The sequence below is a fragment of the Pseudomonas sp. P1_A1 genome, from assembly GCF_056406935.1.
This window is the reverse complement of the sequence record NZ_JBFTZE010000001.1, coordinates 544,967-570,850: the sequence shown is the minus strand read 5'-3', so window position 1 is coordinate 570,850 and position 25,884 is coordinate 544,967. Positions and strand designations below refer to the sequence as shown.

General features: G+C 63.4%; 3 protein-coding genes (1 of these 3 running past the window's edge). All 3 read left to right on the top strand.

What is annotated here, in order from left to right; translation table 11 throughout:
- Tightly spaced (each overlapping or abutting the next), the 3 genes in view from AC1D2Q_RS02535 to AC1D2Q_RS02525 form a layout consistent with a single transcriptional unit that may run on beyond the window.
- Nucleotides 1-9,137: the 3' portion of a non-ribosomal peptide synthetase gene (locus AC1D2Q_RS02535; RefSeq protein WP_477812146.1), read on the top strand. The gene continues 3,235 nt to the left of window position 1, outside the view; 9,137 of the gene's 12,372 nt are visible here — the last part of the coding sequence; its start codon lies beyond the left edge, outside the window; its stop codon occupies nucleotides 9,135-9,137.
- Nucleotides 9,137-22,654, top strand: coding sequence for a non-ribosomal peptide synthase/polyketide synthase (locus AC1D2Q_RS02530; RefSeq protein ID WP_477812145.1), 13,518 nt, complete (start codon nucleotides 9,137-9,139; stop codon nucleotides 22,652-22,654). Before AC1D2Q_RS02535 ends, AC1D2Q_RS02530 begins: the two co-directional genes overlap by 1 nt.
- Nucleotides 22,651-25,884 (top strand): non-ribosomal peptide synthetase, encoded by a 3,234-nt coding sequence (locus tag AC1D2Q_RS02525; RefSeq protein ID WP_477812144.1) that lies wholly within the window; start codon nucleotides 22,651-22,653, stop codon nucleotides 25,882-25,884. Before AC1D2Q_RS02530 ends, AC1D2Q_RS02525 begins: the two co-directional genes overlap by 4 nt.

The window sequence follows — 25,884 nt, the reverse complement described above, 5'->3', positions numbered from 1 at the left end:
AGACCCTGCGCAGCCTGGCGCAAGTGGCCCGCAGCGGCGAGCAGAAGCTGATCGATCAAGGTCCGGCGGTTGGCGCGGTGGCCCTGGCGCCGGTGCAGCACTGGTTCTTCGAGCAAGCCATCCCTGAGCGTCATCACTGGAACCAGTCGCTGCTGCTGGTGCCGCGCGAAGCGCTGGATGCCGGGGCGCTGGATCAGGCGTTGGCGCGGTTGCTCCAGCATCACGATGGGTTGCGTCTGCGTTATCAACAGACCGACGCCGGTTGGCAGCAGGCCTATGGCGCAGCGTCTGTTGAGTCGGTGCTGTGGCAACGCTCGGCGCAATCGCTCGAAGAGCTGAATGCGTTGTGCGACGAAGCCCAGCGCAGTCTTGATCTGGGCAACGGCCCGTTGCTGCGAGCGTTGTCGGTGGACATGGCCGACGGCACTCAGCGGCTGCTGCTGGTGATTCATCATTTGGCGGTGGACGGTGTGTCATGGCGGGTATTGCTGGAAGATCTGCAGCAGTTCTATCGCCAGGCACGCGACGGCTCGACGCTGACGACAGCGGCGAAAACCAGTTCATACCAGCGCTGGGTGGCGCGTCTGCAAAGCCACCTGCCAACATTCCACAGCAGTGTCGATTATTGGCAGGCGCAACTGCGCGATGCAGCGCAACACGACTTGCCGTGCGACCGCCCAGACGGTGCACTGCAAAACCGTTTCGAGCAGAAAGTCGAACTGACCTTCGACGCCGAACAAACCCGCAAACTGCTGCAACAGGTGCCGGCGGCTTATCGCACTCAGGTCAATGATCTGCTGCTGACCGCGTTGGCGCGGGCCGTGTGCCGCTGGACCGGGCAGGGCAGCACGTTGATCCAGCTCGAAGGACATGGCCGTGAAGACCTGTTCGACGACATCGATTTGACCCGCACCGTGGGCTGGTTCACCAGTCTGTTCCCGGTCAACCTGAGCCCGGCCGGCGACCTCGGTGCATCGATCAAAACGGTCAAGGAGCAACTGCGCGCGGTGCCGGACAAAGGTCTGGGCTACGGCGCGCTGCGTTATCTGGCCGATTCGCAAACGAGCAACGCACTGGCGGCTTTGCCGCAACCGCGCATCACCTTCAACTACCTGGGGCAGTTCGACCGTCAGTTCGACGAAGCGGCGTTGTTTGTGCCGTCCAGCGAAGGCAGCGGCGCGGCCCAGGATCCGTCGGCACCGTTGGCCAATTGGCTGACGGTCGAAGGCCAGGTGTACGGCGGCGAGTTGTCGATGAGCTGGGGCTTCAGCCGCGAGATGTTCGACACCGCGACCATCCAGCAGCTGGTCGATCAATACGCTGTCGAACTCAACGGGTTGATCGAGCATTGCTGCAGCCTTGAGGTGCCACAGGCCACGCCGTCGGACTTCCCGCTGGCGCGCATCACCCAGGCACAACTCGAGGCATTGCCGGTGGCCATCGGCCAACTCGACGACCTCTATCCGCTGTCGCCGATGCAGCAGGGGTTGTTGTTCCACACCCTGTACGAGCAGGCGGCGGGTGAATACATCAATCAGCTGCGGGTGGATGTGCAAGGCCTCGAACCGGAGCGTTTCCGCACCGCTTGGCAGGCCACGGTCGATGCCCAGGACATCTTGCGCACAGGTTTTGTCTGGCAAGGCGAACTGGAACATCCGGTGCAGATCGTCCACAAGCAGGTGCAGTTGCCGTTCACCGTGCTCGACTGGCGTGAGCGTGGCGATCAGGTTCAGGCCTTGAGTGAGCTGGCCGATGCCGAGCGCCAACAAGGGTTCGACCTGAGCCAGGCGCCGTTGCTGCGACTGGTGCTGGTGCACACCGCGGCCGATCGCTGGCAGCTGATTTACACCCATCACCACATCCTGATGGATGGCTGGAGCAACTCGCAGTTGCTCGGCGAAGTCTTGCAGCGTTACAGCGGTCGCGTACCGATGGCCACCGGCGGGCGCTATCGCGATTACATCGCTTGGTTGCAGCGTCAGGATGGGCAACTGAGCCAGGACTTCTGGCGCGAGCCATTGGCCTCCTTGCAAGAGCCGACCCGACTGGCGCGAGTGGTGTCCGGCAACGAAACCCTGAGTGGGCACGGCGATCATTTCCAGACTCTGGACATCAGTCGCACCCAACACCTTGAAACTTTTGCCCGGCAACAGAAAGTCACCCTCAACACCTTGGTGCAAGCCACGTGGCTGCTGTTGCTGCAACGCTACACCGGACATGAAACCGTGGCGTTCGGCGCCACGGTGGCCGGGCGTCCGGCAGACTTGCCCGGCATCGAGCAAGCGGTCGGCTTGTTCATCAATACCTTGCCGGTGATCGGCACGCCGCGTCCGGACCAAAGCGTCGGCCACTGGTTGCAAGCGGTGCAGGCGCAAAACCTCAGCCTGCGCGAGTTCGAGCACACGCCGTTGGCAGACATTCAACGCTGGGCCGGGCAGGGCGGCGAAGCCCTGTTCGACAACATTCTGGTGTTCGAGAACTACCCGATTGCCCAGGCGCTGCAGCAGGGCGCTGAGCAAGGCGTGGTGTTCGGCGAGGTCGCCAACCTCGAGCAAACCCATTATCCGTTGAGCGTCGCCGTGACATTGGGCCAGACCCTGGCGCTGCATTACAGCTTTGACCGGGCGCATTTCTCCACGCCCGCGATCGAATGCATCGGTGCGCACCTGCTGCAACTGCTGGAGCAGTTCGCCGAGTCGGCCGCACGCAACCTCGGTGAAATCGCCCTGGCCAGCGCTGCCGAGCTGACGCAGCAACAGGCCAATAACCAGCCGCAACCGTACCCGGTGAATGTCGCCGTGCACCAGCGCATCGCCGAACTCGCTGCCCAGCGCCCGGAGCGCACAGCGGTGATTTTCTCCGGCCAGCGGTTCAGCTATGGCGACATCGACCAACGCGCCAATCAGTTGGCCCACGCCCTGATCGCGCGGGGTGTCGGCCCGGAAAGCCGGGTCGGCGTGGCCTTGCCGCGCAGCGAAGGGGTGATCGTTGCGCTGCTGGCGGTGCTCAAGGCCGGCGGTGCCTACGTGCCGCTGGACACCAGTTACCCGCGCGAGCGTCTGGCTTATTTGATCGAGGATTCGGGGCTGGCGTTGTTGCTCAGCGATTCGTCGGTTTCGGCGCAGTTGCCGGTGGATGATGCGGTCCCGGTGCTGGAGCTCGACCGTCTCGATCTGCGCAGCCAATCCCTTACCGCACCCAAGGTGCCGCTTGATCCGCAGAACCTCGCCTACGTCATCTACACCTCCGGTTCCACCGGTAACCCCAAAGGCGTGAGCGTCGCCCATGGCCCGCTGGCGATGCATTGCCAGGCCATTGGCGAACGCTATGAAATGCGTGACAGCGACTGCGAATTCCACTTCATGTCCTTCGCCTTCGACGGCGCCCATGAGCGTTGGCTGACCAGCCTGACCCACGGTGCCTCGCTGCTGATTCGCGACGACAGCCTGTGGACCCCGGAACAGACTTACAACGCCATGCGCGAACACGGCGTGACGGTGGTGGCGTTCCCGCCGGTCTACCTGCAACAACTGGCCGAACACGCCGAGCGTGAAGGCCACCCGCCGAAGGTGCGGATCTACTGTTTCGGCGGCGATGCCGTGCCCAACGCCAGTTTCGAGCGGGTCAAGCGTGCGCTCGATCCAGACTACATCATCAACGGCTACGGCCCGACCGAAACCGTGGTCACGCCGCTGATCTGGAAGGCCGGGCGCGACGTACAGTGCGGCGCGGCCTACGCGCCGATCGGCAGTCGCATCGGTGACCGCAGCGCTTACGTGCTGGACGCCGACCTGAACCTGCTGCCCCAAGGCATGGCCGGTGAGCTGTACCTGGGCGGCACCGGCCTGGCCCGGGGTTACCTGAATCGTTCGGGGCTGACGGCGGAGCGCTTTGTCGCTGACCCGTTCAGCGCGGTCGGTGGGCTGCTGTACCGCACCGGCGACCTGGTGCGGCAGCGTGCCGATGGCACGTTCGATTACCTGGATCGCATCGACAATCAGGTGAAGATTCGCGGTTTCCGCATTGAGCTGGGGGAAATCGAAGCGCGCCTGCAAGCCCTCGATGGGGTACGCGAAGCCGTGGTGGTTGCCCAGGAAGGCACCGCCGGCAGCGGCAAGCGCCTGGTGGCTTATGTGGTCGCCGATGCGCTCAATGCCGAACAGGCTGATTTCGCCGACAGCCTGCGCGAGCAACTCAAAGTCGCGCTGCCGGCACACATGGTGCCGGCGTATTTGCTGCTGCTTGAGCGCCTGCCGCTGACCCCCAACGGCAAACTCGACCGCAAGAACCTGCCCAAGCCGGACGTCAGCCAATTGCAGCAAGCCTATGTGGCGCCGCAAAGCGCGCTGGAGCAGCAACTGGCGGCGATCTGGCAAGACGTGCTGAAACTCGATCAGGTTGGTTTGAGCGACAACTTCTTCGAACTGGGCGGCGATTCGATCATCTCGATTCAAGTGGTCAGCCGCGCCCGTCAGGCCGGCATCCGCTTCACGCCAAAAGACCTGTTCCAGCACCAGACCATCCAGGCACTGGCCACGGTGGCGCGGTTGGGTGAACAGGCTCAGGTCATCGATCAAGGGCCGGTAACGGGCGAATTGCCGCTGTTGCCGGTGCAGCAGGCGTTCTTCGAACAGGCCATCCCCGAGCGTCAGCACTGGAACCAGGCGGTGATGCTCAAAACGACGCAAACCCTCGACGCTGCGCTACTTGAGCAGGCGTTGGGCGCACTGGTCGCGCACCACGATGGCTTGCGCTTGAGTTTCGTCGAACAGGCCGAGGGCTGGCAGGCGCAGTACCGCGCGCCGGGCAGCCACACCGAGGCGTTGCTCTGGGCGGTCGATGTCGCCGACGCCGCGGCACTGGAAGCGCTGGCCAACCAAGCGCAACGCAGCCTGGACCTGCAACACGGGCCGCTGCTGCGCGCGGTGCTGGCGAACCTCGATGACGGCACTCAGCGCCTGTTGCTGGCGATCCACCATCTGGTGGTGGACGGCGTGTCGTGGCGGATTCTGTTTGACGATCTGCAAACCGCTTACCGTCAGCTGTTGAGCGGCGAGCCCCTGCAATTGCCGGGCAAAACCAGTGCGGCCAAGGTCTGGGCCGAGCACCTGCAAACCTACGCCCGCAGTGCAGAATTGCGCAGCGAACTGGCCTGGTGGCAACAGCAGTTACACGGCACCGACGTGGCGTTGCCGGTGGACAATCCCGAGGGCGGGCAGCAGAACAAGCATGCATTGACGGTGCGCACGCAACTGAACAAGGAAATGACCCGGCAACTGCTGCAAGACGCCCCGGCGGCGTATCGCACGCAGGTCAACGACCTGCTGCTGACCGCTCTGGCCCGCGTGATGGTGCGCTGGACCGGGACTGACAGCGCGTTGATCCAGCTCGAAGGTCATGGCCGTGAAGAGCTGTTCGACGGCGTTGACCTGACCCGCACCGTCGGCTGGTTCACCAGCCTGTACCCGGCCAAACTGACGCCGGTCGCTGACCTCGGTGGCTCGCTGAAACAGATCAAGGAACAGCTGCGCGCGATCCCGAACAAGGGCCTCGGTTTTGGCGCGCTGGCCCATCTGGGTGACGACGCTGCACGTCAAATCCTCAGCCAATTGCCGGTACCGTGCCTGACCTTCAATTACCTGGGCCAGTTCGACGGCAGCTTCACCGAAGCCGACGGCGCCTTGTTCGTACCGTGCAGTGACGCGGCCGGTGATGAACTGGATGCTCGTGCGCCATTGGCCAACCAGTTGGCCCTCAATGGTCAGGTGTATGGCGGTGAACTGAACCTGGGTTGGACCTTCAGCCGCGAACGGTTCAATGAGTCGACCATTCAGGCGCTGGCCGACGATTACGCCCAGGAACTGCAAGCGCTGATCGCCCATTGCTGCCGGGCCGGGCAGCACGGCGTCACCCCGTCGGACTTCCCGCTGGCGCGCTTGAGCCAGGCCCAACTGGACGGCTTGCCGCTGGCACCGCAATCGATCGAAGACCTGTATCCGCTGTCGCCGATGCAACAGGGCATGTTGTTCCATGCCGTGTACCAGGAAACCACCGGCGATTACATCAACCAGATTCGCCTGGATGTGGAAGGGCTCGACCCCGAGCGCTTTCATCAGGCCTGGCAAGCGGCGGTGGAGGCCCATGACATTCTGCGCACGCGCTTTGTCTGGCAGGGCGAACTGGAAAACCCGGTGCAGGTGGTCAGCAAGCACGCGCAGATGCCTTACAGCCTGCACGATTTACGCGCCCATCCGCAGCTCGATCAGGCTTTGCAGACGCTTGCCGACACGGAACGCCAAGCCCTCAACTTGAGCGCGCCGACCTTGTTGCGGCTGGTGATTGCGCGTATCGACGACCACCGTCATCACCTGATCTACACCAACCATCACATCCTGATGGACGGCTGGAGCAACTCGCAGTTGCTTGGCGAAGTGCTACAGCGTTACAGCGGCCAGTTCAACGGCGCACACAACGGACGTTACCGCGATTACATCGCCTGGCTGCAACGCCAGGACGCGGCTGCCAGCGAAGCGTTCTGGACCCCGGCGCTGCTGGCGCTGGAAGAGCCGACGCGCCTGGCCCAGACCGTCGCAATGCCGCAAGCGTCTACCGAAACCCAAGGTTACGGTGATCACTTCCAGGTGCTGGAGGCCGATCTGACTCTGCGTCTGGGCGAGTTCGCCCGGGCCGCGAAAGTCACCGTCAACACGCTGGTGCAGGCGGCCTGGTTGCTGTTGCTGCAACGCTACACCGGCAAAACCACCGTGGCCTTCGGCGCGACGGTCGCTGGTCGTCCGGCGGACTTGCCGGGTGTCGAGCAGCAGATCGGGCTGTTCATCAACACCTTGCCGGTGATCGCCAGCCCACGGGCCGAGCAATCGCTCACGAGCTGGCTGCAAGCGGTGCAGGCGCAAAACCTGGCCTTGCGCGAGTTCGAACACACCGCGCTGTTCGATATTCAGCGCTGGGCCGGGCAGGGCGGTGAAGCGCTGTTTGACAACATTCTGGTGTTCGAGAACTACCCGATTGCCCAGGCCCTGGAGCAGGGCGCCCCGCAAGGGCTGCGTTTTGGTCCGGTGGCCAGTCAGGAGCAAACCAACTATCCGCTGACCCTGCTGGTGAGCCTCGACACGCAACTGTCGCTGCACTTCAGCTATCAACGCGGCAGTTTTGCGTCGGCGACAGTGACGCGATTGGCGGCTCATTTGCAGCACCTGTTGAGCCAGATGATCGACGCCGGTGAACGCTGTCTCGGCGAGCTGGTAATGCTGGATGAAACCGAGCAGCAACAAGTGTTGCTGGACTGGAACCGTAGCGATGAAGGTTTCGCCCAGGAGCTGTGCATTCACCAGTTGATCGACCGCCAGGTCGCCGCCCAACCGGATGCGCTGGCGGTAACCTTCGCAACCAAACAAATGACTTACGCCGAACTCGACAGCCGCGCCAACCAACTCGCCCACAAGCTGATCGAGTTGGGCGTGGGCCCGGAAGTGCGGGTCGGCGTGGCGATGCAGCGTTCCGACAGTCTGCTGGTGGCGCTGCTGGCGGTGCTCAAGGCCGGCGGCGCCTATGTGCCGCTGGACCCGGATTACCCGGCCGATCGCGTGGCCTACATGCTCGAGGACAGCCGTGCCCGGGTGCTGCTGACCGAGCAGGCTGTTGCGGCAACATTGAACGTGACGGCGCACACCCAAGTGTTGCTGATGGAGCGGATCGAGGCGCAACTGGCGGAATATCCGCGCAGCGCCCCGGTCACTCGCGTCACGCCGGATAACCTCGCGTATGTGATCTACACCTCCGGCTCCACCGGCAAGCCTAAAGGCGTGGCCATCGCCCATCGCAACGTGCTGGCGCTGATCGACTGGTCGCAATCGGTGTACAGCCGCGATGATATTCAAGGTGTGCTGGCCTCGACTTCGGTATGTTTCGACCTGTCGGTGTGGGAACTATTTGTGACCCTGGCCAATGGCGGTTCGCTGATCATCGCCCGCAACGCCATGGAGTTGCCGCAATTGCCGGCCCGCGATCAGGTGCGCCTGATCAACAGCGTGCCCTCGGCGATCAATGCGCTGCACAGTGCCGGGCAGATTCCGCCGAGCGTGCGCGTCATCAACCTCGCCGGTGAGCCGCTGAAGCAATCGCTGGTCGACGCGCTGTATCAGCAGCCGACTGTGGAGCACGTCTACGACCTCTACGGCCCGTCGGAAGACACCACCTATTCCACCTGGACCCGTCGCGAAGCGGGTGGCACGGCGAACATTGGTCGCCCGCTCAAACATACCGCCAGCTATTTGCTCGATGCCGATCTGCACCCGGTGCCGCAGGGCGTATCGGCCGAGTTGTACCTGGCCGGTGCCGGCATCACCCGGGGTTACCTGGGGCGGCCGGGCATGACCGCCGAGAAGTACGTGCCGAACCCGTTCGCCAGCAACGGCGAGCGCCTGTACCGCACCGGCGATCTGACCCGCTATCAGGCCGATGGCGTGCTCGAGTACCGAGGGCGAATCGACCATCAAGTGAAGATCCGCGGCTTCCGCATCGAACTGGGGGAAGTCGAAGCGCGCCTGCTGGAGCAGCCAGCGGTTCGCGAAGTGGCGGTGCTGGCGCAGGAAGCCCTGGGCAATCAGCAACTGGTGGCCTACGTGGTCGCTTCACCACTGGAGCTCGATGATCAGCAGTCCCTGCGCGATGAACTCAAGGCACGGCTCAGGGAGTCTTTGCCGGAGTTCATGGTCCCGGCGCACCTGCTGTTCCTCGAACAATTGCCGCTGACGCCCAACGGCAAACTCGACCGCAAGGCGTTGCCGACGGTGGAGGGCGGTCATTTGCAGGGGCGTTATGTCGCCCCGCAGAGCGAGCGCGAGCAGCAGATTGCGGCGATCTGGCAGCACGTACTGCAAGTCGAGCGGGTCGGCCTGCTGGATCACTTTTTCGAACTGGGCGGCCACTCGTTGCTCGCCGTCAATGTGGTTTCACGCCTGCAACTGGAACTGGGCCTGAAACTGACCCCACAACTGATTTTTCAACACCCCGTACTCACGGATTTCGTCAGCAGTCTGGCAACCGCAGGTGAGCAGGTCGATACGTTGAAACTGAGCAAGCTGGACGCCCTGCTTGACGAAATGGAGGAAGCTTGATGGATACCAATGTCGCTTTGAAGATCGCCCGGCGCTTCATTACTTTGCCGCTCGACAAGCGCAGGGTCTATCTGCAGAAGATGCTCGAGGAGGGCGTTTCACCGGCGAACCTGCCGATTCCCGAAACACAGTCGCAGTTCGATCCGGTGCCGCTGTCCTTTGCCCAGGAACGCCAGTGGTTTCTCTGGCAGATGGACCCCGACAGCGCCGCCTACAACATCCCCAGTGCCATGCACTTGCAGGGCGAGCTTGACATCGCGGCGCTCGAACGGGGTTTCAACGCGCTGATTGCCCGTCATCAAAGCCTGCGCACCACGTTCCGGCAGCAGGATGAGCAAGCGGTGCAGGTGATTCATCCGCACATGAACCTGACCGTCGCCGTGCATGAACTGGATGAACGCCCTGATGCCCTGTCGCCAGAGGCGCAGATTCAAGCGTTCGTCGCCAAACAGACCGGGCAGCCGTTCGACCTGATCAACGGGCCGCTGCTGCGCGTCAGCCTGCTGCGCCTTGGTGCGCAGGAGCACGTGCTGACCCTGACCCAGCACCACATCGCCTCGGATGGCGCGTCGATGCGGGTCATGGTCGACGAATTGCTGCAACTGTATGGCGCTTACCGCCAGGGCCACGAACTCGCTTTGCCGGCGCTGTCGATCCAGTACGCCGACTATGGCATCTGGCAACGGCACTGGATGGAAGCCGGGGAGCGCGAGCGGCAGCTGGAGTATTGGCAGGCGCACTTGGGCAGCGAACATCCGGTGCTGGAGTTGCCCACCGATTACCCGCGTCCGGCGGTGCAGAGCCTGCGTGGCGCCCGTCATGAGCTGGCATTGCCGCCGGCACTGGGCGAGCGCCTGAGGGCGTTGGCCAAAAGCGAAAACGTCACCCTGTTCATGTTGTTGCTGGCGTCGTTCCAGACCTTGTTGCATCGCTACAGTGGCCAGGCCGACATCCGCGTCGGCGTGCCCACCGCTAACCGCAACCGGGTCGAGACCGAACGGCTGATCGGCTTCTTCGTCAACACCCAGGTGCTCAAGACCGAGTTCGATGCTCAGGCCACGTTCAGCACGCTGCTGGCCCAGGTCAAACAGACCGCGATGGCCGCCCAGGCGCATCAGGACCTGCCTTTCGAACAATTGGTCGAGGCCTTGCAGCCGGAACGCAGCCTGAGCTACAGCCCGCTGTTCCAGGTCATGTACAACCACCAGAGCACCGGCGCCAGCCAAAGCCGCCAGGGCACGGGCGAGTCAGCGCTGACGATCCGCCACTTGCATCAGCCGTCGCGCACCGCGCAATTCGACCTGACCCTGGAAACCTTCGACGGCCCCGAGGGCCTCGGTGCACAGCTGACCTATGCCACCGACCTGTTTGACGGCGCGACCATCGAGCGCCTGGCACGGCATTGGCAAAACCTGCTGGGCAGCATCGTTACCGATCCGCAGCAGCGGGTGGGCGAACTGGCCCTGCTCGACGAAACCGAACAACAGCAGGTGCTGGTCGACTGGAACCGCAGCGCCGCCGAATACCCGACCGGCCGCTGCATCCATCAATTGATCGAAGCCCAGGCCCGGCGCACGCCAGAGGCCACGGCGTTGGTGTTCGACGGGCGATCGCTGAGCTATGCGCAACTCAATCGCCAGGCCAATCAGTTGGCCCATCGGCTGATCGAACGGGGCGTCGGCCCGGATCAGTTGGTCGGTATCGCCATCGACCGTAGCCTGGAAATGCTGATCGGGCTGCTGGCGATTCTCAAGGCGGGCGGTGCCTACGTGCCGCTGGACCCGCAATACCCTGAAGACCGTCTGGCGCACATGATTGAGGACAGCGGTCTGCAACTGCTGCTGACCCAGGCGCATTTGACCGGGCAACTACCGATTCCGGCCGGCGTGCAGACCCTGTTGCTCGACCCGCAAGGCGAGCACGCTCGTGGTTACAGTGAGGCCGATCCGCAGGTAGCGCTCAGCGGAGAAAACCTGGCGTATGCGATTTACACCTCCGGCTCCACCGGCAAGCCCAAAGGGGTGATGGTGCGCCATCAGGCGCTGGTGAACTTCGTGGTGAGCATGGTCAAGGCGCCGGGCATCGAGGCCCGGGATCGCATGCTGTCGCTGACCACGTTCTCGTTCGATATTTTCGGCCTGGAAATCTACGGCCCGCTGCTCAGCGGTGCCCGTGTGGTGCTGGTGGACAAGCACACCGCCCAGGATCCGCAAGCGCTGCTGGAGATGATCCGGCAGCAGCAAGTCACCGTGGTGCAAGCCACGCCGTCGACCTGGCGCATGCTGCTCGACCACGAACAGGCGCCCACCCTCCAGGGTTGTAAATTCCTCTGCGGTGGCGAAGCGCTGGCCGATGACCTGGCCCAACGCATGCTCGGCCTGGCGGGGCAGGTCTGGAACCTTTATGGCCCGACCGAAACCACCATCTGGTCGGCGGCCTGGCAGCTGACCCGCGAGCAGCGCCAGCCGTACCTCGGCCAGCCGATTGCCAACACCTCGCTGTACATTTTGGGCGACGATCTGGCGCCGAACCCGGCGGGTTCGATTGGCGAACTGCTGATCGGCGGCGACGGCCTGGCCCGTGGGTATCACCACCGTGCGGCAATGACCGCCGAGCGCTTCCTGCCCGACCCGTTCGGCAACGGCGCGCGGCTGTACCGCACCGGCGACCTGGCGCGCCATCGTCACGACGGCGTGCTCGAATACATGGGGCGCATCGATCATCAAGTGAAGATTCGCGGTTTCCGCATCGAACTGGGTGAAATCGAAGCGCGTTTGCTGGAGCAGCCGGCGGTCCGCGAAGTGGCGGTGCTGGCGCAGGAAGCCCTGGGCAGCCAGCAACTGGTGGCCTATGTGGTCGCGCCGCAACTGGACCTCGATGCCGCCGACGATCAACTGCGCCTGCGCGATGAACTCAAGGCGCGGCTCAAGGCATGCCTGCCGGAATTCATGGTCCCGGCGCATGTGCTGTTCCTCGCCAACCTGCCGCTGACACCTAACGGCAAACTCAATCGCAAGGCGTTGCCGGCGGTGGATGCCAGCCAGTTACAGGCGCGTTATGTTGCGCCGCAGAGCGAACGGCAACAGCAAGTCGCCGCCATCTGGCAGGACGTACTGAAACTGGAGCGCGTGGGTCTGACCGACAATTTCTTCGAGCTCGGTGGGCACTCCCTGCTGGTGACCCAAGTGGTGTCACGGGTGCGTCGGGTGCTGGACATCCAGGTGCCGCTGCGCAGCCTGTTCGAGTACAGCACCCTGGAGGATTTCGTCCGGGCACTGGGTGTCGAGCCCGGTGAGCAGTCGCCGCCGATGAGCCGGGTCGACCGTGGCCAACCGCTGGCGCTGTCCTTTGCCCAGGAGCGCCAATGGTTCCTGTGGAAAATGGACCCCGACAGCGCCGCCTACAACATCCCGACCGCGCTGCGGATGCGCGGCGAGCTGGACAAAAACGCCCTGCAACGCAGCTTCGAAGCGCTGGTGGAGCGTCACGAAAGCCTGCGCACGGCGTTCGTCGAGGAAGATGGCCGCACCTGGCAGGTGATTCGCCCGCAAGGTCGCGTGAGCTTTGTCGAACAACGCCTGGCTGCCAGCGATGAAGCGAGCATCAAGGCCTTTGTCGAACAGGAGACGCAACGCCCGTTCGATGTACTCAACGGCTCGTTGGTGCGTTTCGTTCTGCTGCAGGTGGGCGAGCAGGATCACGTGCTGATTCTGACCCTGCACCACATCGTCTCCGACGCCTGGTCGTTGCAGGTGATGATCGATGATTTGATGGCCCTGTATGCGGCGATCAGCCAGGGCCGGCCGGCCGAACTGCCGCCATTGCCGGTGCAGTACGCCGACTACGCGGTGTGGCAGCGTCAGTGGATGGCCGCCGGCGAACGGGATCGGCAGTTGGCCTACTGGCGCGAGAAACTGGGCAGCGAACAGCCGCTGCTGGAGCTGCCACTGGATCATCCGCGCCTGGCGCAGCAAAGTTTCCGTGGCGCGCGTCTGCCGATCACCCTCGACGAATCCCTGAGCAATGCCCTGAAGGCCTTGGCCCGGCGCGAAAACGTCACGCTGTTCATGCTGTTGCTCGGCTCGTTCCAGACCTTGCTGCATCGCTACAGCGGCCAGGCCGAAATCCGCGTCGGCGTGCCGATTGCCAACCGTAATCGGCTGGAAACCGAGCGTCTGATCGGTTTCTTCGTCAACACCCAGGTGCTGCGCGCGGAGTTCGATGGCCAACTGACGGGCGCTCAACTGCTGCAACAGGTGAAGCAGACGGCCATGGCGGCGCAGATGCATCAGGACCTGCCGTTCGAGCAACTGGTCGATGCCTTGCAACCGCAACGCAACCTGAGCCACAGCCCGCTGTTCCAGGCGATGTTCAACCATCGCAGTGAAGCGGCCTCAACGCTGGCCGAATCGTTGCCGGGCATCGAGCTGGCAAACCTCAGTTGGGAACACCGCACCGCGCAGTTCGACCTGACCCTGGACACCAGTGATAACCCGCAAGGCCTGCACGCGTCGCTGACCTACGCCACTGATTTGTTCGAGCCGTCGACCATCGAACGCATGGGCCGGCACTGGCTGAATCTGTTGCAGGGCCTGGTCGAGGACATCCACCGTCCGGTCGGGCAATTGGCGTTGCTCGATGACCGCGAGCGGCAAATGACGGTCGTCGACTGGAACGCCACCGCTGTCGACTACCCGTTGCATCGCAGCGTGCAGGCGCTGATCGAAGAACAGGTCGGTAAAACCCCGCAGGCGTGTGCGCTGGTGTTTGCCGAGCAACGCTTGAGCTACGCCGAGCTCAATGGCCGCGCCAACCAATTGGCTCACGTGCTGATCGAGCAGGGTGTCGGCCCGGATGTGCTGGTGGGCATCGCGGTCGAGCGGTCGGTGGAAATGGTCGTGGGCCTGTTGGCGATTCTCAAGGCCGGCGGTGCTTATTTGCCGTTGGACCCGGAATACCCGCAGGAACGCCTGGCCTATATGTTTGAAGACAGCGGCATCCGGTTGCTGCTGACCCAGAGCCATTTGCTTGAGCAATTGCCGATTCCGGCCGGCATTCGCAGCCTGGTGCTGGATCAGGACGGCGACTGGCTGGAAGGCCGCAGCGATGCCAACCCTGGCATTGACCTCGACGGGGAAAACCTTGCCTATGTGATCTACACCTCGGGCTCCACCGGTAAACCGAAAGGCGCGGGCAACCGTCATTCGGCACTGGTCAATCGCCTGTGCTGGATGCAACAGGCCTATCGGCTCGACGCCACGGACAGCGTGTTGCAAAAAACGCCGTTCAGTTTCGACGTGTCGGTCTGGGAGTTCTTCTGGCCGCTGCTAACCGGTTCGACCCTGGTGGTGGCCGCGCCGGGTATTCATCGTGATCCGGCGCAGTTGATCGAGTTGATCACCGCGCAACGCATCACCACACTGCACTTCGTACCGTCGATGTTGCAGGCGTTCCTGCAAGACCCTGCGGTGCACCAATGCGCCAGCTTGACCCGGATCGTCTGCAGTGGCGAAGCCCTGCCAGTGGACGCGCAGCAGCAAGTGTTTGCCAAGCTGCCGAATGCTGGTTTGTATAACCTCTACGGCCCGACCGAAGCGGCCATCGACGTCACGCACTGGACGTGCATCGAGGAAGGGCGCGACAGCGTGCCGATCGGCCAGCCGATCGCCAACCTGGGCACTTACATTCTCGATCATGAGTTGTCGCCGGTGCCGGTGGGCGTGGTTGGAGAATTGTATTTGGGCGGCGAAGGCCTGGCCCGGGGTTATCACCATCGACCTTCGCTCACGGCGGAGCGCTTCGCGACCAGCCCGTTCGGTGACGGCCAGCGTCTGTACCGCACCGGCGACCTGGCGCGTTATCGCGCCGACGGGGTGATCGAATACGCCGGGCGCATGGACCATCAGGTGAAAATCCGTGGCCTGCGCATCGAGTTGGGCGAGATCGAAGCGCGCCTGGCTGAACACGCCGAAGTCCGTGAAACCGTGGTGATCGCCCAGGACGGCACGCTGTTGGTGGCGTATGTGGTGCCGGCCCGCGACGCATTGCTGCACGCTGACGACGAAACTCGCAACGCCTTGCAGCGCCGCCTCAAGGAACACCTGAGCCAGACATTGCCGGACTACATGGTCCCGCAGCATTGGCTGTGGCTGGAAAAAATGCCGGTCAGCCCCAACGGCAAACTGGAACGCAAGGCGTTGCCCAAGGCCGACACCACAGCCAGCAGCAAGGCTTACACCGGCCCGACCAGCGCCATCGAACAAGCATTGGTGGAGATCTGGCAAAGCGTGCTGGGGCGGCCGCAAGTAGGCATCAGCGACAACTTCTTTGAGTTGGGCGGCGATTCGATCATCTCGATCCAGGTGGTCAGCCGGGCGCGTCAGGCGGGGATTCATTTCAGCCCCAAAGACCTGTTCCTGCACCAGAACGTGCAAAGCCTCGCGGCGGTGGCGAAGGTCGGCGACAGCGACTTGCGCATCGACCAGGGCCCGGTCACTGGCGACACGCCGCTGCTGCCATTCCAGCAGTTGTTCTTTGAGCGCGAGATGGCCGAGCCGCACCACTGGAACCAGTCGGTGCTGCTCAAGCCAGCCAAACCGCTGCACGCCGAACACCTGGAGCGGGCGTTGCAGGCGCTGGTCAGCCATCACGACGCGTTGCGTCTGGCCTTCACCCGTCAGGGTAATAAATGGACCGCGCAGCATCGCTCCCTGGCCGAGCAACAGGCGCTCTGGCAACAGTCGCCGCTGCTGTGGACCGCCGACGTTGCTGATGCGGCGGCACTCGAACAGTTGGGCGAACAGGCACAGTGCAGCCTCGAACTGGCGAGCGGTAATCTGCTGCGCGCGGTGCTGGCGAACATGGCCGATGGCAGCCAGCGCCTGTTGCTGGTGACCCATCACCTGGTGGTCGACGGCGTGTCCTGGCGGATTCTGCTCGAAGACCTGCAACAGGCCTGCGAGCAATTGCAGGCCGGTCAAGCGCTCACATTGCCGGCCAAGACCAGCGCCACCCAGGCCTGGGCGCGACGCTTGCAACAACATGCCGACAGCCCGGCGATGCAGGCTCAGCTGAGGTTCTGGCAAGAACAGTTGCAGGATGCACGCAATGACTTGCCCTGCGATCGACCCCAGGGCGAGTTGCACAATCGCCACGCCTTGCATGTGCAGACCCGTCTGGACAAACAGCAGACCCGCCAGCTGTTGCAGGAGGCACCGGCGGCCTATCGCACGCAGGTCAACGACCTGTTGCTGACGGCGCTGGCGCGGGTGATTGCGGACTGGACGGGTGAATCCTCGACCCTGATCCAGCTCGAAGGCCACGGTCGCGAGGCGCTGTTCGACGAACTCGATTTGAGCCGCAGCGTGGGTTGGTTCACCAGTCTGTTCCCGGTTCGGCTGACCCCGGCGAGCACGCCGCAGGACTCGATCAAGACGATCAAGGAGCAACTGCGGGCGATCCCCGATAAAGGCCTGGGCTTTGGCGCGCTGCGCTACCTGGGCAACGACAGTACCCGGCAAATGCTGCAAGCCTTTCCCGTGCCGCGCATTACCTTCAACTACCTCGGCCAGTTCGATGCCGGGTTCGGCGACGAGGCGGGCGCACTGTTCACCCCGGCCAGCGAATCGGCGGGCGCGGAGCAAAGTCCGCTGGCACCGCTGGACAACTGGCTGACCCTCAATGGCCGGGTGTATGGCGGCGAATTGAGTATTGGCTGGACGTTCAGCGGGCAGATGTTCGATCAGTCGACCATCGCCCGACTGGCGCAGGCTTATGCGCAGGAACTGGGTCTGTTAATCGAGCACTGCTGTGAGGCTCAGCATCAGGGGCTGACGCCGTCGGACTTCCCGCTAGCCGGGTTGACGCAACGCCAGCTCGATGGGTTGCCCGTGACGCCACGCCAGGTCGAAGACATTTACCCGCTGTCACCGATGCAGCAAGGCATGCTGTTCCACACCCTCTACGAGCAGCAGGCCGGCGATTACATCAATCAGTTGTGCGTGGACGTCGAAGGGTTGCAGGTCGAGCGTTTCCGCGAGGCCTGGCAAGCGGCAATGGATGCGCATGATGTGCTGCGCAGCAGTTTTGTCTGGGACGGTGAGTTCAAGCGTCCGTTGCAGGTGATTCACAAGCAACTGGCCGTGCCGTTCACCTTCCATGACTGGCGCGACCAGAGCGATGTGGCCCTGGCGCTCAGCGAACTGGCGGCCGCGCAGCGCCAGCAGGGGTTTGACCTTGCCGCCGCACCGTTGCTGAACCTGACGGTGGTGCGTCTCGACGCCGCGCGTTTTCACCTGATCTACACCAGTCATCACATCTTGATGGACGGCTGGAGCAATTCGCAGCTGCTCGGGGAAGTGCTGCAACGCTACAGCGGCCAGGTGCCGGCGAACACGGCGGGGCGTTATCGCGACTACATCGAATGGCTGACGCAACGGGACGCGCAGGTCACCGAAGGTTTCTGGAAGGGCCAGTTGGCCGCGTTCGATGAGCCGACCCGGTTGGCCAAGGCGCTGGTGTGGACCGGCAGCGATGCGGCCAACACCGCTCAAGGCGAGCACTATCTGACGTTGGACCAGGCGCAGACCGCCGGGCTCAATACGTTTGCACGGGAACAGAAAGTCACCCTCAACACCCTGGTGCAAGCAGCCTGGCTGTTGCTGTTGCAACGCTATACCGGGCTGGACACGGTCAGCTTCGGCGCCACGGTGTCCGGACGTCCGGCGCAACTGACCGGGGTCGAACAGCAGATCGGTCTGTTCATCAACACCTTGCCGGTGGTCGCCAGCCCACGGGCCGAACAGCCGCTGGCGCAGTGGCTGCAACAGGTGCAGGCGCAGAACCTGGCCTTGCGTGAGCAAGAACACACCGCGTTGTTCGACATCCAGCGTTGGGCCGGGCAGGGCGGCGAAGCCCTGTTCGACAACATTCTGGTGTTCGAGAACTACCCGATCTCCGAAGCCCTGCAACAGGGCGCACCGCAAGATCTGCGCTTCGGCGAAGTGGGTAACTTCGAGCAAACCAATTACCCGTTGACCCTGTCGGTCAACCTCGGCGCCGAGTTGTCGTTTCAACTGAGTTTCGATCGTCAGCAGTTCGATGACGCCGCGATTGAACAACTGGCCGGGCATCTCGCGCACCTGCTGTTGCGGATGGTCGAGGCACCTGCCGCCAGTGCCGTGGGCGATCTGGCCCTGGTCTCGACCGCTGTGCGCGAGCCGCTGGCGCTGCCGGTCGATGAGGTGTGCGTGCAGCGTTTGTTTGAACGGCAAGCCGAGCGCACACCGCAAGCGCTGGCGCTGATTTTCGACGAGCAACGCCTGAGCTATGCCCAGCTCAATGCCCAGGCCAACCAATTGGCCCGCGTGCTGCTGCAACACGGCGTCGGCCCCGAAGTGCTGGTGGGCATTGCGGTCGAGCGTTCGACGCAGATGATCATCAGCCTGCTGGCGGTGCTCAAGGCCGGTGGCGCCTACGTGCCGTTGGACCCGGAGTACCCGGCCGAGCGACTGGGCGCGATGATCGAGGACAGCGGTCTGCGTGTGCTGTTGACCCAAAGCCACCTCGCGGCGACGTTGCCAGAAGCTGCGGGCGTGACCGTCCTGAGCCTGGATCAACTGGATTACCCGACCCAGACCGACAATCTGCCGCAGCGCAGTGGCCCGCAAAACCTGGCGTATGTGATGTTCACCTCGGGCTCCACCGGGCGCCCGAAAGGGGTCGGCATCACTCAATCGGCGCTGACCCGTCATGCCCGGGTGGCCCTGGATTTCCTCGGCCTCACGCCGCAGGACCGCTCGCTGCAATTTGCCACGTTCAACTTCGATGCCTTTGTCGAGCAGCTTTACCCGGCGCTGATTTGCGGTGCCTCGGTGGTGCTGCGCGGGCCGGACATCTGGGACAGCGAGACCTGGTATCGCGAACTGCGCGACAAGCAGTTCAGCGTCAGCGACCTGACCACTGCCTACTGGAATATGTTGGCCAAGGACCTCGCGGCGGCGGGGCATCGTGACTATGGCGCGTTGCGCCAGGTGATCGTCGGTGGCGAAGCCATGCCGCCGGAAGGTGTTGCCGCCTGGGGCCGGGCCGGGCTGGGCCATGTGCGCCTGCTGAACACCTACGGCCCGACCGAAGCCACGGTCAGCGCCACGCTGCTCGATTGCAGCGACTACGTGTCCGGCCGCAACCCGTTGCCGGTGACCATGCCGATTGGCCGGGCGTTGGGCGGCCGGGCGATTCATGTACTCGACACCCAGGGCCAACCGGCGCCGGTCGGTGTGGTCGGTGAACTGGTGATTGGCGGTGAGCTGCTCGCACGGGGCTACTTCCAGCGCCCGGAATTGACCGCCGAACGCTTCATTCCCGACCCGTTCGATCCACTGGGCGGTGGCCGCGTGTACCGCACCGGCGACCTCGCGCGTTATCGCGCCGACGGCGTGATTGAGTACGTCGGGCGGGTCGATCATCAAGTGAAGATTCGTGGTTTGCGCATCGAGCTCGGTGAAATAGAAACCCATCTGCTGCGGGTTCCTGCGGTGCGTCAGGCACTGGTGGTGGCGCAACCGGGCGCCATCGGTCAGCAATTGGTGGCGTACGTGGTGTTCGACGATCCGGCGCAAGCCAGCGCCGATTCATCCACGCTGGCGGCGTTGCGCAATGACATCAAGGCACGCCTGAAGGCCAGCCTGCCGGATTACATGGTTCCGGCCCATGTGCTGTTCCTCGAAAGCCTGCCCCTGAGCCCGAATGGCAAGATCGATCGCAAGGCCTTGCCGGGCGTCGATGCCAGTCTGCTGGCGTCGGACTTTGTCGCGCCTGAAGATGCACTGGAACAGCAGATCGCTACGGTCTGGCAGGACGTGCTGGAACTGGATCAGGTCGGCCGCGACGATCACTTTTTCGAACTGGGCGGGCATTCCCTGCTCGCGACGCAAGCGGTCTCGCGCCTGCGCAAACTCACGGCCTGTACGTTGAGCCTGCGCGACCTGTTCAGCCATCCGCGACTCAAGGACCTGGCGGCGTGGATCGCGCAGCAGCAGGGCACACCTGAGCCGAACGGCCACGGTGTGGTGCTCAAGGCCCATGGCGCCCGGCACAGCGCACCGTTGTCGCTGGTGCAGCGTCGCTTGTGGATCGCCGAGCAATTGTCCGGCGGCACCGCGGCCTATGGCATGCCGATGGCCTTGCGTTTGCGCGGTGAGTTGTCGGTGGAACGGCTGATCAGCAGTTTCGCCGAGGTGGTGCGCCGCCATGAAGTGCTGCGCACCGCGTATACCCAGGACGATGAAGGTGACCCGATTGCCGTGATCGCCGAGCAGGTTGAACTGGATTTCCCGGTGATCGATTTGTCCGCTCTGTCCCGCAGTGCCCAGGAAGAATGGGTGGCACAAGCGGCACTGGAAAACGCGCGCACGCCGATTGATATGGAACACGCGCCACTGTTGCGTGGGCGGATCCTGCACCTGGGGCCGACCGAGCATGTGATGCTTTATGCGATGCACCACATCATTTCCGATGGTTGGTCGATGGGCTTGCTGGTCAACGAACTGGTGCAGATTTACCACCGCACCAAGGCCGGTGACCTGACCCCATTGCCGGCGCTGGAGGTGCAGTATTCCGACTTCGCGCTGTGGCAGCAGGAACTGGAGCAGCAAGGCGTGCTGGCGCGTCAGGCCGAGTACTGGAAAGCGCGGCTCGCGGGCTATGACGGGCAACTGAAGTTGCCATCGGACAACCCCCGTGGTTTGACGCCGTCCTATGCGGGTGACTCGGTGCAGTTCCAGCTCACCACGCCACTCAGCAAGGCCTTGCGCCAGTTGTCGATGGACGCGGGCGTCACGCTGTACAGCACGCTGCTGGCCTCGTTCCAGGTGTTGTTGCACCAGGTCAGCGGCGTTGCGGATGTGTTGGTCGGTGCCGACGTGGCCGGGCGTGAACAGCCGGAGCTTGAACGGTTGATCGGTTTCTTCGTCAACGTCTTGCCGTTGCGTTCGCAGTTCGACGCCACCACGCCGTTCGCCCGATTCCTGGGCCAGACCCAGGAATCCCTGCTCAGTGCCCTGGAGCATCAGGACCTGCCGTTCGACATGATCGTCGACGCCTCGGACGTGCCGCGGCACAAGGGCATGAACCCGCTGGTGCAAGTGTTGTTCGTGATGAACAACCTGCCGGGACGCACCCAGGCCCTGGGCGGTTTGAGCGTGGAATCGCTGCCGGCGCTGGAGACCCATTCTAAATTCGACATGGCGTTGTTCGTTGACGATGAAGCAGGGCAATTGCTGGGTAATTGGCAATTCGCCACAACCTTGTTCGGACACGAGCGCATCCAGCAGCTGGTGAAGGCCTGGATAGCCCTGTTGGAACAGATCGTCGCTGATCAGGACATTCAATTGGGAGCTATCAGCATGCCAGTCGACAATTTAGCGGTGGCCACCAAGCCTGCCGTCCCCGGACCCAAGGCCGACAAACTCGGTAAGTTCCTCAAGCGCGGCGCCGCCCCGGCGGCCAAGGCCCGACCGGCGCCAATCCGCGAATCGCTGATCGCCGCGCCACAGCCGTTCCCGTTGCTGCTGGAACCGAACGAGCCGCATCTGGACTTGATCGAGTGGATCAACAACAACCGGCCGCTGATCGAAGAAAAACTCGCCAGGCATGCCGGGATTCTGTTCCGTGGTTTCGAACTGGATGGCATTCAGGGCTTCGAGGCGTTTGCCGAAGCGATCCAGCCAGGGCTTTACGGCCAGTACGGCGATCTGCCGAAGAAAGAGGGCGGCAAGAACACCTACCGCTCCACGCCGTACCCGGAACGCAAGATGATCCTGTTCCACAACGAGAGCTCCCATCAGGACCGCTGGCCGCGCAAGCAGATGTTCTATTGCGAGCAAGCCGCGCCCATTGGCGGTGCGACTCCGGTGGTGGATTGCCGGTTGATGTACGAAAAACTGCCGGCGGACCTGCGGGACAAGTTCGAGGAAAAAGGCCTGCTTTACGTGCGCACCTTCACCGACAACCTCGACGTGTCCTGGCAGCATTTCTTCAAGACTGAAGATCGTGCCGAAGTCGAGGCCCGCTGCCGGGCCGGCGGCATCGAATGGCGCTGGCTCGACAACAACGAATTGCAAACTCGCACCCCAGGCCCGGCCATCATTCGTCACCCGGTGACCGGCGCCAAATCGTTCTTCAACCAGGTGCAATTGCATCACATCTATTGGCTGGAACCGGACGTGCGGGAAGACCTGTTGTCGATGTTCGGCCTGGACCGCTTGCCGCGCCATGTGTTCTACGGCGACGGTACGCCGATCGAAGACGAAGTGATGCAACGCATCGGTGACTTGTACGAAGAATGCGCGGTGCGTTTCGACTGGCAAAAAGGCGACGCCATCCTGCTCGACAACATGCTGGTGGCCCACGCCCGTGATCCGTTCGAAGGCCCGCGCAAGATTGTCGTGGCCATGGGCGACATGTTCGACCGCAGCGCCCTTGAACGCGTAATGAACACCGAGGAAACCGGAGCATGAACGAGGTATCGATGGACCAGCAGGACCTGGGTTACGCCTTGACGCCTGAACAGCAACGGTTGCTGGAGCAGTTGCCCAAGGCCCCGGCCTGTGGTGATGCGCTGCATTTCCTGGAGGTCGAGATCAGCGGTGCCCTCGATCCGCAGCGAATGCAAAGCGCGCTGGATCGCTTGCTGGCGCAACAGCCGATGCTGGTTGCGCGGCTGGGCAAGGCGCCGGGTTTCCATGGTGTCCGGCAGTTCGTCGGGGGGGCGGAGCGCTTCCCGCTGAGCGTGCAGGCGCGGGTCGATACCCCGGCCGGTATTCAGGCTCAGCTCAGCGAATGGGCGGAACGTGCTTTTGTCGTCGGTGAGTCCGAAGGCGCGCAAGCGGTGCTCTATCGCCTGGCCGATGATCAATGGAAATTGGTCTTGGGCCTGGCCCGGCACAGCCTCGATCAAAGCGGCGTGCGGTTGCTGTATCAGCAATTGGTGCGGGCCTATGGGCAACCAGCGGCGGCGGACGACGAAGAGACCGGTGAATTCACCCAGTACCTGGAATGGCGCAGTGAAGTGGTGCTCGACGAAGACGCGGCCGGCGCACGCACTTACTGGCAGGAACACCTGCAAGGCGCCGATCCCGATTTGAGTACTCCGTGGCTGGCCTATCGCAACGGCAATCCTGGATTGTCGTCGGCCACTGAATCGCTGGCGCTCACGCTCGATCCGGCACTGCGCAGCGGTTTGCAGCAAGTGGCCGGGGCGTTGGCGCAATCGCCGAGTGTGGTGCTGCAAGCGGCCTGGTGGCTGTTGCTGGGGCGGCTCAGCGGGCATCAACAGGTGCTGGTCGGTGTGCGGCATGACAGTCGCGAAGATTACCAATACTTCAGCAATGCCGTGGGCGTGTTCGAGAAAACCCTGCCGCTGAACCTGCCACTGACGGCGAATGCTGGGTTCAGCACCTGGGTGGCGGCGTTGGCGGCGCGTCTGGATGAGCACCGTACGTGGCAGGAATACTGGGCGCCTGAACTGGCGCCGACGGCGGCTCGCCCGGCGTATGGTTTTGCCGTGTGCCGGGCCATGCAAGCCGCGACGTCCGCTGATCTGCAATGGACTCCGCGTTCGGCAGGGCGCGAAGCGCTGTTTGAATTAATGCTTGAACTGGAAACGGACGAGGCGGGCAATGCCCACGGGTTCCACCTGCATTACAACGCGTCCCGTTACTCGGTTCAGGCGATGGAAGGGTTGCTGGAGCAGTTGCGCGTATTGCTCGAAAACATCGTCGCCAATCGTCACGCCGAACTCGGTCAACTGAACGTGTTGGGAGCCGCCGAACAACAGCGCTTGCTGGCGATCAACCCGCCAGTGCGAGCACGGGTCGATAGCCGGTTCTTGCCGCAGCGCATTGCCGACTGGGCCCGGACCACGCCGCAAGCCATCGCCCTGACTGACGGCGATCAACGCCTGAGTTACGGGCAGTTGCAGGCGAAGGTCGAGGTGTTGGCCCAGGCATTAAAAGCCCAGGGGGTGGCGCCGGGGGCTATCGTCGCGCTGGCCTTGCCACGCTCGGCGGAGCTGGTGATCGCCATGCTCGCGGCGTGGCGCATCGGCGCCGCGTACCTGCCGCTGGACCCGCAATGGCCGCAAGCCCGTCAAGCCTTGATGCTGGAACAGGCCGGCGCTGCGTTGCTGCTGGTCGACGCCGGGAACATCGCGCAATGGCACGATTATCCGTTGCCTCTGGCGACCGTGGATCGTGTGCTGCAATCGACCCCGGCGAGCACGTCGGCCATCACCCTCGACACACAGGGCGATCAGGCGGCGTACGTGCTGTTCACCTCCGGCTCCACCGGTATGCCGAAAGGTGTGGTCATCGAGCACCGGCAATTGCTCAATTACACCGCTCACGTCAGCCAGGCCCTGGGGCTGGATCAATGCCAGCAGTTCGGCTTCACCTCCACGGTGGCGGCGGACCTGGGCAACACGGCGCTGTTCGGCGCCTTGTTCAACGGCGCCGCGCTGCATGTGGCCAGCGATGAGCAAATGCAGGACGGCAATTTGTTTGCCGATTTCCTGCAACGGCAAGCCATCGATTGCCTGAAGATCGTTCCGTCGCACCTGGCCGCGCTGCTCGACAGCGAACGCGCGCAACTGCCGCGCACGCTGGTGCTGGGTGGCGAGCCGATTGCCCAGGCATTGGTGCAACGGATCGCCGGTTTGCGTAGTGGTTGCCGGGTGTTCAATCACTACGGCCCGACCGAGGCCACGGTCGGCGTGCTGGTTCATCCGCTGGATCTGGAGGCGGCGGTGCCTGACGCCGGCGTTCTGTCCCGGGTGTTGGGCAACAATCAGGTGTTTGTACTCGACGATAACCTGCAACTGGCGCCGGTCGGTGTGCTGGGCGAGTTGTACCTCGGCGGCGCGCAGTTGTGTCGCGGCTACGTGAATGTCGAGGCCGATTCGCAAGTGTTCATCCAGAGCCCGTTCAATCCGCAGGAGCGCCTGTACCGCACCGGCGACCTGGCCCGCTATCGCCCGGATCTGGCGATTACGTTGCACGGTCGGCGCGATCAGCAAATCAAGGTGCGGGGGTTCCGTATCGAACTGGCAGAGATCGAAACCGAGTTACTGCGTGTGCCGCAGGTCGCGCAAGCACTGGTGTTGCCGGGGCCGTCCGCGCAAGACGGGATGCTCGCGTTCATCGTGCCGCATCAGGCGCCTTCGGCGACGTTGCTCGATGCCGTTCGCGACGAACTGGCGCGGCGTCTGCCCAGTGTGATGCTGCCGCAGCACTTGCAGTTGATCGACAGCTTCCCGCGACTGGCCAACGGCAAGGTTGACCGCAAGGCCTTGCAACAACTCGCGTCCACCTCGGCTGACGATGAAGGCATGCAGCCCCGCGATGCTCTTGAGCAACTGCTGGTGACGCGCATGGCGCAGTTGCTGGGGGTTGAGCGTCTGGGCATCGACCGGGACTTTTTCGCCGCTGGGGGCCATTCCTTGCTGGTGATCAAACTGGTGGCCGGCATTCGCAAGTTGTTGCAGTGCGAAATCCAGCCGGGCGTGGTGTTTGACCATCCGACCGTGGCGGGGCTGGCGGCGGCGTTGCGCTCCCGGGAAAGCAGTCCGGGTCAGTTGGAGAAAATCGCCCAGGCGCGGTTGCGTCTGGACAATATGAGCCCCGAAGAAAAAGCGTTGCTCACCGAAAAAGCCCGGCAACTGCAGAACGCCAAGGCTGCACAAAACGGTTGA